This window comes from Allomuricauda ruestringensis DSM 13258 (assembly GCF_000224085.1).
In the GTDB taxonomy this organism is placed as follows: Bacteria; Bacteroidota; Bacteroidia; order Flavobacteriales; family Flavobacteriaceae; genus Flagellimonas; species Flagellimonas ruestringensis.
In genome coordinates, this window is record NC_015945.1 from 2755719 (window position 1) to 2767544 (window position 11826).

At 42.5% G+C, this 11826-nt stretch carries 12 protein-coding genes; 10 read left to right on the forward strand and 2 right to left on the reverse strand.

Annotated elements, in window-relative coordinates; genetic code table 11:
* Positions 1 to 58: 58 nt before the first annotated feature.
* Both MURRU_RS12360 and MURRU_RS12365 read right to left on the reverse strand, forming a co-directional pair.
* Positions 59 to 1021 (reverse strand): helix-turn-helix domain-containing protein, encoded by a 963-nt coding sequence (locus tag MURRU_RS12360; RefSeq protein WP_014033809.1) that lies wholly within the window; start codon positions 1019 to 1021, stop codon positions 59 to 61.
* A 53-nt stretch (positions 1022 to 1074) separates the two neighbouring features.
* Positions 1075 to 1446 (reverse strand): DUF7793 family protein, encoded by a 372-nt coding sequence (locus tag MURRU_RS12365; protein WP_014033810.1) that lies wholly within the window; start codon positions 1444 to 1446, stop codon positions 1075 to 1077.
* Positions 1447 to 1821: 375 nt separating this feature from the next.
* Between MURRU_RS12365 and MURRU_RS12370 the strand changes: the two genes are divergently transcribed.
* The 10 genes from MURRU_RS12370 to MURRU_RS12415 all read left to right on the forward strand — a co-directional run bounded on the left by MURRU_RS12370 (position 1822) and on the right by MURRU_RS12415 (position 11812).
* Positions 1822 to 2661 (forward strand): RteC domain-containing protein, encoded by an 840-nt coding sequence (locus tag MURRU_RS12370; protein ID WP_014033811.1) that lies wholly within the window; start codon positions 1822 to 1824, stop codon positions 2659 to 2661.
* Between the two features lie 286 nt (positions 2662 to 2947).
* Entirely contained in the window at positions 2948 to 3226 is a 279-nt protein-coding gene (locus tag MURRU_RS12375; RefSeq protein WP_014033812.1) for a helix-turn-helix domain-containing protein, read from the forward strand.
* Positions 3227 to 3228: 2 nt separating this feature from the next.
* Entirely contained in the window at positions 3229 to 3768 is a 540-nt protein-coding gene (locus MURRU_RS12380; protein ID WP_014033813.1) for a hypothetical protein, read from the forward strand.
* Positions 3765 to 4427: a P-loop NTPase family protein gene (locus MURRU_RS12385; RefSeq protein ID WP_014033814.1), complete on the forward strand. Its 663-nt coding sequence runs from the start codon at positions 3765 to 3767 to the stop codon at positions 4425 to 4427. Before MURRU_RS12380 ends, MURRU_RS12385 begins: the two co-directional genes overlap by 4 nt.
* A 247-nt stretch (positions 4428 to 4674) precedes the next feature.
* Complete coding sequence (locus MURRU_RS12390) at positions 4675 to 5406, forward strand: CPBP family intramembrane glutamic endopeptidase (protein WP_014033815.1); 732 nt, start codon at positions 4675 to 4677, stop codon at positions 5404 to 5406.
* A 287-nt stretch (positions 5407 to 5693) separates the two neighbouring features.
* Positions 5694 to 7397 carry a serine hydrolase domain-containing protein gene (locus MURRU_RS12395; RefSeq protein WP_014033816.1) on the forward strand — a complete coding sequence of 568 codons (1704 nt, stop codon included), beginning with the start codon at positions 5694 to 5696 and terminating at the stop codon, positions 7395 to 7397.
* 34 nt (positions 7398 to 7431) lie between these two features.
* On the forward strand, positions 7432 to 8544 hold the full coding sequence (locus tag MURRU_RS12400; protein ID WP_014033817.1) for a serine hydrolase domain-containing protein: 1113 nt from the start codon (positions 7432 to 7434) through the stop codon (positions 8542 to 8544).
* Positions 8541 to 9245: a hypothetical protein gene (locus tag MURRU_RS12405; RefSeq protein ID WP_014033818.1), complete on the forward strand. Its 705-nt coding sequence runs from the start codon at positions 8541 to 8543 to the stop codon at positions 9243 to 9245. Before MURRU_RS12400 ends, MURRU_RS12405 begins: the two co-directional genes overlap by 4 nt.
* Positions 9246 to 9251: 6 nt before the next feature.
* Positions 9252 to 10715 carry a serine hydrolase domain-containing protein gene (locus MURRU_RS12410; RefSeq protein WP_014033819.1) on the forward strand — a complete coding sequence of 488 codons (1464 nt, stop codon included), beginning with the start codon at positions 9252 to 9254 and terminating at the stop codon, positions 10713 to 10715.
* Entirely contained in the window at positions 10712 to 11812 is a 1101-nt protein-coding gene (locus tag MURRU_RS12415) for a serine hydrolase domain-containing protein (RefSeq protein WP_014033820.1), read from the forward strand. The genes MURRU_RS12410 and MURRU_RS12415 overlap by 4 nt, the downstream gene beginning before the upstream one ends.
* The last annotated feature ends 14 nt before the right edge of the window (positions 11813 to 11826 follow it).

The following is an 11826-nucleotide window of genomic DNA, read 5'->3' on the forward strand; positions in this document are numbered from 1 at the left end:
AATGTAAAATTAAGGGGTCTGAAGGATCTCTAAGGGATTATTTAGGCTCTGAAAAGGATTATTTTGACAGTCTTCTCAACACAGAGGGACTATATCCGTACCTTTTTCTGAATTCCCGGGCAAAGTGGTTGCCCTTTTTGAAACCTACGGTCCTGGCTATGGCAAGGATGGTCTTGTTGGAGTGCTCTATCAGGATATGGGCCTTTCTGAGTCGTTCATGTTTTTGATATTGAAAGGCCGTCATTCCGAAAAACTCTTTGAATCCCTTTTTGAACTTGTACTCGTTGGTGTTGCAAATATGGGCAAGCTCTTTGATCGAGGGCAGTGGCGTATCGAGGTTATCCATGATATATTGTTTGCCCTTCCTTAGGTTCTCCATGTCCATGGCGTGAAGGATATGGGTCTGTGTTTTTTGTGGTTTTGGCAAAAGGCCATGGGACTGTAATTGCTTTTTCAGTTTCTTTTGAAGGAATCCCTGATCCGTCTCCTCTTTCTTGACCAGATCAAAGGATATAACCTTAAAAGTTCCCTTTTTGCCTTCATGTTCCGGGAAATAAATGACCTTGCAATGGGCGGGGAGCTGGAGCCCCGATTGTTCGGTAAAGGTCAACCGTAGGGTCAGTTCCCAAACCCGATCTTTTGAGGAGGAATTCAGCAGTTTTTTCCATCCCTTTTGGGAGTCCTTGGCCAAGAGCTGCACAAAGGGACGCCCGATCAAGGCCCCTTCCTTATGGTTCAATAATGTTTCGACTGTAGGGTTTATCCTGACGATATGACCTTTGGTGTCCAGTTCAAAGAACAATTGAACTACCATATCGTAGGAATTGGGAAGTTTGATAAAGCCCTGGTGCAGAAAGGCGTCCCTGAGTTCCTCGGTGGTCGAGTTGACCAAAAAAGTCAGGGCCTCCAGTGCATCGTTTTTGTCCGTCCGTTCGATCTGGTAGGAGAAGTTTCCATTGGCAATATGTACCAATTGGGTGTAGATATCCTCCAATCGCTTTTTGTTTTCCAGGCTGTCCATAATCGTTTCCTTGTCTTACATCTGTAAAATGATCGGAAACGGTATACACCTACCTATCGATGCTGCATCAGGTACTTGCGGGCCGTTTCCATGTCGGGGAACACTTTGATGGGCGCCGAACGCAGTCGGGTCGAAATATATTTGGAGAACACCCGCTCTAGGGGCGTGGCCGCTACCAGGACCAGTTCCTCGACCAGTTCGGCACCTTCTCCAGATAAAAAGTGCCAGGCTTCCTTCTCGATATGCCTGACCCCATTGATGTTGCAAAGGATGCGGTAGGGCTTTCCCTGTTGCAGGAGCATGCGACGGGCCACCGTTTTTTTGGCTCCAGAAAGGTCAATGGAGATGCCCTCTTTCCAAACAAAAAAGAGGATATCATTTTCCAACCACATGGTGGTCCATTCGGTTTCCACAATTCTTTTCATCCGTTGCGATTTCAAAAAGGGCGGTTAAAATAAAAAATTTTTGAAAATATTTTTAACAAGAAAAATCTGCTTTTTTAACAAAATGGGCTCTAAAACGTAAAAAAACCTATCTGTAAGGGATTTTTTTGGCCTCAGCATGTCCTTGATGTACAAAACATTATGGATTTTGTTTAGTTTGAAACCGTGCGATTTGATACCAATTCGTTCAGCAGTTCAAATTTGTACAACTGATTTGGTACCGATTGGATTGATTTGAAGGATATCCAGCAGAAAAGTTCCCTGAATACGAAATTGATGTAAAGTGCCCTCCCCTTGATGATATGGCTAAGGGAGGGAACACCATAAGTTTTTGGAGACTACTAAAGATTACCTATAATGAAATATCAAAAACTGCTATCGGAATTTGAGGGCCAGTTGGAGGCCTTGGAAAGTGGGGACGGTGATATCCTTTACAAAGCGGAGAAGGGCATAGCACTGGTGGAGAAGTGCATCCATAAACTGCAAAAACAGATTGTGGGGAAGAGCTTTGAGACGCAGGCCGACGAGATTTATTTTTTTAAGCATGTAAAGCCCCAGATCTTTAGCAAGCTCATTTATTACATCAGGCTCTTTAGCATTGAGAGCAAACGGCCACGGGGTAAGGATGTGGCCCAAGTAAAATACCTACAGCAACAGATCGATAAACTGCAAACCTTCTTCAACGACAACTTGGAATTCTATAATTATTACCGACGTGGGGCGATGTCCATGGACGAGCAGTATTTTGTCAGGGGCAACCGGGACCTGCGCATGCCCTTGGAATCCTTCCACTTTTTGATCGATGACCAGTTCTCCACCTGTCAGGACGGAACGGTGGCCACCATTATGGCCTATGACATGCTCATCGTATACCTGAGAAAGGAAGTGGACGACCTCAATAACAATATGGAACCTACAAAGAACACAGCAATGGAAAAACCATCAAAACTTTTTTGGACGGGGAGCAAGACTGATCTCATCGAGCTCCTTTATGCGCTACATACCAGTAAATCTATCAACGGCGGTACCGTGGACATCAAGGAAATGGCCTCCCATTTCGAATACTTCTACAATGTTGACCTGGGCAATTACTACCACACCTTTATCGATATCCGTTCCCGCAAAAGCAGTAGGACACGGTTCTTGGACCGGCTTATTGAGATGCTCAACCAGCGGATGGAATCCCTGGAAGAATAGCACCCGGATTTTTCCCAAGTTGGTACCAACTTGGGAATTTTGGTTTTCGGGGGTTTTGGTGCCCCTTTTTTGCGATTTTGAAGCTTTTTTGGACCTCCCAAAAATCCAAATGGGACTAAATCGATACAAATTTTAGGATAAAAAAATCGTTCCCAAGTTGGTACCAACTTGGGAGTTTTTTCCAAAATGCTTTTCGAGTTTTGTCCATGAAAGTCAAATCGATGGAAGGGCCATCAAATGAAATGATAGTAATGCGGTGGTCCTTCTTTTTAAAAACTCAGAAACTATGGGAGCGACCATAATTACTACAGAAGACCTGATGGAGTTCAAAATGGAACTACTGGAGGACATCAAGGATTTATTGGAAAACCAAAACAAGCAAACGAACAAAAAATGGCTCAAATCCAATGAGGTCCGAGAACTACTGGGTATTTCTCCTGGTACATTACAAAACCTTCGTATCAACGGTACCTTGCCCTTTTCAAAAATAGGCGGGGTGTTGTACTATGATTACCAAGAGATCATTGAGGTTTTGGAAAAGCATAAGGTCCATAACCGTATCTAGTTTTGGAAGACGTCAATTACATCAAGCATCTCAATGGGGTATTTGAACAATTCTCCAAGGACAGCCGGCTGAATCCCACCCATATTAGTCTTTATATAGCCTTGTTCCAATTCTGGAACACCAACTACTTTAAATCGGAATTCTTTATCAACCGGGATGAAGTCATGCAGTGTGCCAAGATCGGTTCCAAATCCACCTATCATCGATGCATCAAGGAACTTGACCATTGGAGCTATATCGTCTATACCCCGTCCCACAATCCTTTTAAGGGGAGTAGAATCAAGATGTTCGATTTTGGGACAAGTGCTGGACAAGCAGTGGACCCAAGCCGTACCGATATCGGGACAAGCAGTGGACAAGCAGTGGTACCTATAAACAAACACATACAAACCTTGAAAAACCAAAAAAACAATAACAAACCACGAAATTTCAAAAAATTGGATTTTGATGGTTTGGAAAACAGAAACAAACAGAAGACCACTGTCCCATATCAGGACAACCTAAAAACCAAGAAACAAAAAAATTACAACGAACCCCTGTGAGATACCATGCTCCACATATCATCACTGAAGGAGCCATCCAATATCCGTTGGGCACCCTGAATGGCAGAGAAATTCAATATGATTTTGAAAAAATCCTCATCTATCTCGACGCCAAGGGAAAGCTCCTGTTCGGCAAAAAGTTCAAAATACACCGAGAAGACCGGGAAATTCTGTACAAGCTTTGCCTTTATTTTATCCAAGACAAGGCCCGTTGTACCCAAATGGGGATTGACATCAATAAAGGACTCTTACTCTCTGGACCGGTAGGTTGTGGCAAGACCAGTCTCATGAAACTGATGAAACATATCGTCCCCCACCAAAGGCCATATGAGGTCGTCCCTTGCCGGAACATCGTGTTTGGGTTTAACCATATCGGCTATAAAACCATTGAGGATTTTGGCAATTCCCAGTTCTTCTGTTTTGATGACCTAGGAGTAGAGCCTATTGGGCGATACTTTGGGAAGGACTGCAATGTAATTGGTGAAATTATGCTATCCCGACACGAGCTTTTCATCAATCATAAGCGAAAGACCCATGCTACCACCAACCTCAATGCAGCGGAGTTGGAAGAACGCTATGGTAACCGGGTTCGTTCTCGAATGCGGGAGCTGTTTAATTTGGTAGCCTTCGACAAAGGGAGCAAGGATAAGCGAATGTGATATGAAATACGCGGTTTTAGACCTTCCTTTGACAAAATACTTGAGCTTAATCGATGCACAGCAGGGATTGGTTCTGTAACTAAATATTTTTTCAATCATGATAACGATTTGTTAACGCGTGATCGATAAAACTACATTCAGAATTCTATTTTTGAAGCAAGTTGTGGTGTTAGGCATTCGTCGACTCTCCACGAGCTGTAATAATTCATCAATCAAGGCTAGCCTTATAATCAAAAAACAACATGATATGAAAGAACTGGATGAACATGCCCATCGGGACAAGGTAGGGAAAACAAAGACATTAATTGTTTTTATAGTAACCATTGTTTTGGGGTATCTGCTTTTTATAATTCCCGATGTATTTTTTGGAGTTACCAAAATGAATGGGGGTAAAATCGGTATAAACTTGCTTTTTATGGGCCTTTTCCAATTGATATCCATTATGGTCCTGCTCTATGCTTCCCTCAAAATCCTTAAGAAGAAGTTCAGTGCTATTGGCCTTAGGTTCGAAAATTTCGGAAAGGACATTCTATTGGGCCTTCTGTCTGGCGGCTTATGGACCTTTCTTCAATTTGTTTTTATCATTCCCAATACGGGGGGTATCAACAGGATGGACATTAAAGGAATGTTGGAAATGTATGACGGCAGTTTAGTGGGGACTTTATCTTTTGTTGCGCTGGGAGTTATCGGCGGCGGTATTACCGAAGAGCTTTTTAATAGGGGTTATTTTATCAATGTGTTAAAGGAAACTTTCAAGAATCCAAAAACGGGGCTCTGGTTTTCGGCAGTTTTGTCCATCTTGATATTTGCTTTGGGCCATATGCCGCGTACTGCCTTGGATTGGTTTGATATTTTGGTGCCCACCATTCTTTATACGGTATTGTTCATTTGGACCAAACGCCTTACGGCTTCCATGGTGGCGCATGGGGTGTACAATATGTCGGCCATTATTTTAACGTATTACATGTATTTTCTTTAGGAATCAATGTCAACCCAATGGTGGGTAACGTGACCGTCACCAGGTTGTGGGTTTTATGGCGTCCCTTACCGTCCTAGTTTATATTCCAGAATGCCCCTACTAACAAGATGAGTATCGCTCGGCTTTATCGCGGGATATACACAGGAAGATCGGATGAAATGGATAAAACAGAAACCCGAGTTTTCTGAGATACGGGAGGTTTATCAACACTGAATTGAAAATTGAAGCCTATTGGATTGCAGGTGTGATTTTTATCAAAAACTACATCCAACCATCAAATATTCATTATGATCAAAATATGTTATATCATACCATTACTGGCCGTACTGTTCTCCTTTTGTTCCCCAAAAAAGGCACAATTTGAAACTAATGAACTCATTGGGGTATGGTCTGGATTGTTGTTCCAGACCGAATCAAAGTACGATTCTTTAATCTTGTCACCTGCAAGTGATCCCACCGAAGCCCGCTTGTACTCGAAGGGCAAGGAAACCGTTCACTATATCATCAAAAAAGGAACAGATTTAAATTTCAAGGATTCCTCAGGTTTCCGTTTTGATGCTTTTCTGACCCAGAATGAAAAGACTTTGCATGGAATGCTTACCCATGATCTATGGGCACAAAGCCTCAATTTTCAAAAAAAAGGGAAGCAATGGACCGCCAAAATCCATAAACCGGAAATAATTGACACTGATTACCTTGTCTATTTGGAGTTTTATAAAGATTCCGCAGGTGCGGTACAGGCCAATATTCAGAGTAACAAGGAAAATAGGGAGCTGCATTTTACCATCGATGAGGTTTTGATCGAAGGAAACCATATCGACTTCAACATTACGAACGACCGATTCGGGATTTCGGCTGAGTACAATACAGAGAAAAGGAATATATCCCTTACGTATGGCAATGCTGGGGGGAAAAGGGAAATTCAGTTGGAAAAACTCAACGACGATCAACTGGAAGGCTATTTGCCAAGATCGCCCCATGAAAACTATGTGTATGAGATTCCCAAGGCTCCCGATTCCACCATGCAAACAGCTTCTTTGGAAGATGTCGGCATCAATAAGTCGCTTTTGGACCTCATGGACCCAAAGAACAACAAGAACCTGGAGCACATCCATAGTATTCTGATCACAAAGAATGGAAAACTTGTGTTTGAAGAATATTTTCACGGTTATAATAGGGAATACCTTCATGATGTACGGTCCGCTTTTAAATCCTTGGCATCCTTGGTGGTGGGCAAGGCAATGATGCTAAACCATGAGCTCAAGGTAGAAAATGTCATTTTGGACTACTATCCTGAATATGACATCAACGATGGCCAGAAGAAAAACATTACCGTCCATCATGCATTGACCATGAGTACGGGCTTACAATTGGAGGATGAAGATAAAATGCAATGGGAGCACGATGACTGGGTGGGGTACAAACTCAACCTCCCCATGGAGCACGAGACAGGAACCGTTTACGAATACTCCTCTGGAGGCAGCAACCTTTTGACCGAGGTCATTCAGAAATCGGTGGACACCTATCTTCCTCTTTTCTTTTATGAGGAACTATTGTTGCCCATGGAAATCTATAACTTTCAAATGCTCACATCGCCACAAGGGAGAGGATATTTGGCAGGCTCATTTTATATGCGGCCCATCGACTTTACCAAATTCGGATTGTTGGTGCTCAACAAGGGGGCATGGAACGGAGAACCCTTGATTTCGGAATCCTGGATCAAGAAATCCACGACACCCCATATAAAAGGAAGTTGGCCCAAAAATTCAGATTATGGGTATTTGTGGAGGCTGCTGGAACGCGAAGTAGGTGGGAAACAGATGAAAACCATTGAAGCTTGGGGCAATGGAGGCCAATTTCTTATCATAATTCCTGAAATTGAAATGACCATTACCATGACAGGGGGCAACTATAACTTATTTCCGGACATGGAAGACCGTCCTTTTTCAATTGTAAACAAATACATATTGCCCGCCGTTCAATTAAAATAAGTGCTTACATCATCAAACCGAAAAATGAGTTTAAATGAAATCTAAGAAAATACTTAAAAAGATCCTATTGGCCCTATTGTTTTTGATCGTGGCCTTTGTGATCTACAGTCTTATACCAAGGGTTGGACATTCACAAAATTCGTATGCCAAGGCACTTAAGAAATCCAACGTACTGTCAAAATCGTTTCAAGAAGAGTTGAGGAAATTTGCACAGGACACGGCCACAAAAACAGAAGTTGTCATTGCGCTAAAGAACAACGAAATAATTTTTGAAAAAGGGGACACAAAAAAATTGATCAACCTCCATTCTGCAAGAAAAAGCATTATGAGTCTCTTGATTGGAATTGCAAAAGAAAAAGGGATGTTGCAATTGGATGAAAGTTTGGGGAGTTTGGGTATTGATGAAAGCAAAACACCTTTGACAGAACAGGAAAAAACAGCGACAATCAGAGATTTACTCATGGCACGTTCCGGAGTGTATCTTCAGGCAGAGGCAGAAGTGGACTATGCCAGGGACAATCGCCCAAAACGGGAGCAATACAGACCAGGAGAGTTTTTCTTTTACAATAATTTCGATTTCAATGTTTTGGGGGCCATCCTTGAACAAAAAACAGGGAAATCAATCGGTGAATTTATGGAAGAACATTTAGCCAAACCTATGGGAATGCAAGATTTTTCTGCCTCAAATGTGGTTTATGACAGTCCTTGGCCCATCCCCAACAAATCCTTATCCGATTATCCGGTCTATTGGATATATATGAGTGCAAGGGATTTGGCTAAAATAGGCACTCTGGTTGCCCAAAACGGAAATTATGAAAACAAGCAAATTATATCTGCCGAATGGATGGATGAAAGCTTGAAGCCATATACAAAATTAGCTGACTTTAATTTGGACAAGGCTCCATTGGACGCTTACGGATATTTGTGGTGGCTTGATACGGATGAAAACCTGATTTGGGCAGATGGCTATGGCGGGCAATATCTTTTGATAGACCCTGCAACCAAGCTCGTATTTGTGCAACGGAATTTTACGGGAAATTCATTGATGTCCTCTGGACTTTTTCTATTGGACAAGCACCGGGATGCTTCGCACAAAAATGATTTAAAACATTTGTACGAGAGAACAAAAAAGTATTTGGAAAAATGAAAAAACAGCTTCCAATAATCAACTTCGCTTTTCTGATTGTTTTGACCTGCTTTTACTTTTATGACAGACAGGTCAAGAATGTGGAAACATTCAAAGAAATTCAGGCAGAAAGGTTGAGCATCATAGGACCTGATAAGAATTTATATATCTCGATCAGCAATCCTGAAAGACAAGCCTTGGCCACTACCCATGGTATTCCACATAACCCAGGCTCAAAAAGGGATTTGCCGGGAATCATATTCTTTAATCGCGTTGGGGATGAAGTAGGAGGTATCTATTATGATGGAACTGATGAAGAGAATTTTGCAGGTATCACCTTTGATCAACAAAAGAATGACCAAATAATGGCCATTATGAAAGATGAGTACCTGGAAGGGGGCGAGTGGAAAAGGTGGTATGGAATGTTCTTTAGGGAACGGTCTGACTCCATACGGGTTGAAAAATTATATAATCAGTTTCTTGAGAGGACGAAATCAATGACAAAAAAGGAAAAAGACACTGAATATTTGAAATTCAAAAAACACCTGGACTCCGAAATTAATGTGTACAGAATGTTTCTGGGTCGTGAAGAAAACAAGAATACCGGCTTGTTTATTTATGATTCAAAAGGAAATGAACGGATAAAGATCTACGTGGATGAATTGGACCAATCGCATTTTGAAATTATCGATGAGAACGGTTTTAAACAACCCCTTAAATAGTAACGCATGAAAAAAATAGTTTTATTCCTTCTGGTCATCCTTTCAGCATGTAAGGATAGAAAGAATGCAGAAACAACAGCCATAGGAGGGCATGGCGATTCTGTAGCACCAATTGAACATATAGAGAAAAACTTGGTCCCTGTTCATTACCTGACCGGGAGTACATATAAAAAATCTATCCAACAAATCATGCAAGCAGATCGTATTGCAGGAGTCAGTATAGCCTTCGTTGATAATGGAAAGATTGCCTGGCAAGGGACCTATGGATATTCCCAACTTGAAGATTCCACAGCGGTTACACCACATACGGTGTTTAATGGCGCTTCGTTAAGCAAGCCTGTGACCGCTATGGCGGCCTTGCGCTTGGTCGAGTTGGGTACCCTGAACTTGAACGAAAATGTCAATAATTACCTCGAGGGTTGGAAGGTACCCGAGAATGAATTTACCGCGCAGGAGAAAGTGACCCTTAAGCGACTCATGGGGCATACCGCCGGTTTTGACCGATATGTCCAATCGTCCTTCTATCCCGATGAAGCCCTTCCCACCATTACGCAAATGTTGACGGGAGCGTACCCCTCTGTGGATCCAGCTGTTTCCTTGGTATACGTTCCTGGAGAAAAACAACTGTATTCAAATCCTGGGTATTCCGTTATGGAAAAATTAATTGAGGATGTCACCGACAAGCAATTCAATACGGTACTCACCGAATTGATATTTGAACCATGTGGCATGACCGAAAGTTCTTTTGAACAGCCAGTCCCCGATAGGTTGACCCAACAAATGGCCACAGGTTACTCCAATGATTTACAGCCCTATCCCTATAAGTTATTTCCGTATAAGGCAGCAGGAGGGATTTGGACCACCCCTACCGATTTGGCAAAGTTTTTAGCGACCGTCTTGAAGGACCATCAATCGGGTTCGAATACCATTCTTTCACAGCAAATGACCGATAGCATATTTGCCAAGTCCCCAACACGATTGGGGTTTGCCAAGATCTGCCATGATGAAAGTCAAGATGTTCTCATCGAACATTGGGGAAGTAATTCTGGATTTACCTGTTATATGGTCGCTTCCCCAAAGCATAATCAGGGTCTGGTCATTATGACCAACAGTGATAACGGGATGTCACTGATGAGTTATATCACCCGTGCCGTGGCCAGGGAATATGACTGGGATTTTTTTCAACCTGTGGCATATGACCCCATAACATTGGATGCCTCTAGCTTGACGCGTTTTACGGGAACGTTTACAGGTGGGAATGAAGTTTTGGAATTTAAGGTGACCGCAGGAGAACTTCATTTGATTGCACCAATGGGCACTTCGCTAAAACTGGTTCCTGTGGCGGAAAACAGCTTCATTGATGCCAATGATCAAATACGTTATGACTTCTTGGACAATACGGATGGAGAGGTAGGTTTTGTGCGCATGACAAAAGCAGATGGCTACAATAGTGATTATATCAAACAATGAGCAGATTGCAACATAAGTTCTTGATTTTTGTACTGGTGTTGGGTGTTTCCTTTGTTTATGGGCAAGTGAATCGGAATGAAATACCAACCATCAAAGGCAATCGGATATTGCAATCGGACGTCGACGAATTTATACGGCATCAAATGGACTCACTACAGGTGGCGGGCCTTTCCATAGCAATCGTCCGTAACAATACCATTGTTTATGAAGGAGCGTTTGGTTTTAAAAACCTTGTCACCCAAGACGAGTGTACACCCAATACACTCTTTGAGGCATGCTCACTTTCGAAACCAGTATTTGCCTACTTTGTGATGTTGCAGGTGAAGAAAGGGTTGCTGGATCTGGATAGACCGCTCTACCACTATTTGCCAAACGAGGATTTGGCAGATGATGTCCGTTATAAACGGATAACAGCCCGAATGGTTTTGTGCCATACTTCTGGTTTGCCCAATTGGAGGGAAAATACCGGTGGGAAATTGAAACTTTTGTTTGATCCAGGGTCCAAGTTCGGATACTCAGGGGAAGCTTACCAGTACTTGAAGGATGTACTCAAAAGGGTGTTGAATGTGGATGAGGTTGGCCTGGATGACCTGTTCCAGGAAGCGGTTGTTCAACCATTGGAACTGGAAATGATGCGTTTTACATGGCAAGATGTATTTGCGTCAAAAAAAGCCTATGGACATCGGGATGGGATTCCGACACAGAATGGCCCCAAAGCATTACGGAAGGGGGAAAATACCTTTGGCGCAGCCTACAGCTTGCATACCACAGCTTCCGATTATGCCAAATTTTTGATTCATTTGATGGATAGGGACAAGTATAATGATGAATTTGTACAACAGTGGTTGTCCCTGCAAATGGATATGCCGAATGAAGAAGGCGAGATGCATCGAAGCTTGATTTTTCCAGTGAAACAGGTGGGGGAGACCATACGTTATTATCACTCTGGAAACAATGGTGATTTTAGGGCGTATTGCCATTTTTATAGGAGCAAGGGATACGGTCTGGTCATGTTCAGTAACAGTGATGTATTTTTTTCCTCTGGATGTGCCCAACGCATCATCGAGTTTTTGAACGATAAATGGTTTTATATGTGATGGACGGGTGATTT

Bases quoted from the DNA above. Each gene is read 5' to 3' on its own strand.
- MURRU_RS12410 (WP_014033819.1), top strand. From the start codon at position 9,252: ATGAAAAAAATAGTTTTATTCCTTCTGGTCATCCTTTCAGCATGTAAG.
- MURRU_RS12395 (WP_014033816.1), top strand. From the start codon at position 5,694: ATGATCAAAATATGTTATATCATACCATTACTGGCCGTACTGTTCTCC.
- MURRU_RS12370 (WP_014033811.1), top strand. From the start codon at position 1,822: ATGAAATATCAAAAACTGCTATCGGAATTTGAGGGCCAGTTGGAGGCC.
- MURRU_RS12375 (WP_014033812.1), top strand. From the start codon at position 2,948: ATGGGAGCGACCATAATTACTACAGAAGACCTGATGGAGTTCAAAATG.
- MURRU_RS12360 (WP_014033809.1), bottom strand. From the start codon at position 1,021: ATGGACAGCCTGGAAAACAAAAAGCGATTGGAGGATATCTACACCCAA.
- MURRU_RS12400 (WP_014033817.1), top strand. From the start codon at position 7,432: ATGAAATCTAAGAAAATACTTAAAAAGATCCTATTGGCCCTATTGTTT.
- MURRU_RS12405 (WP_014033818.1), top strand. From the start codon at position 8,541: ATGAAAAAACAGCTTCCAATAATCAACTTCGCTTTTCTGATTGTTTTG.
- MURRU_RS12365 (WP_014033810.1), bottom strand. From the start codon at position 1,446: ATGAAAAGAATTGTGGAAACCGAATGGACCACCATGTGGTTGGAAAAT.
- MURRU_RS12390 (WP_014033815.1), top strand. From the start codon at position 4,675: ATGAAAGAACTGGATGAACATGCCCATCGGGACAAGGTAGGGAAAACA.
- MURRU_RS12415 (WP_014033820.1), top strand. From the start codon at position 10,712: ATGAGCAGATTGCAACATAAGTTCTTGATTTTTGTACTGGTGTTGGGT.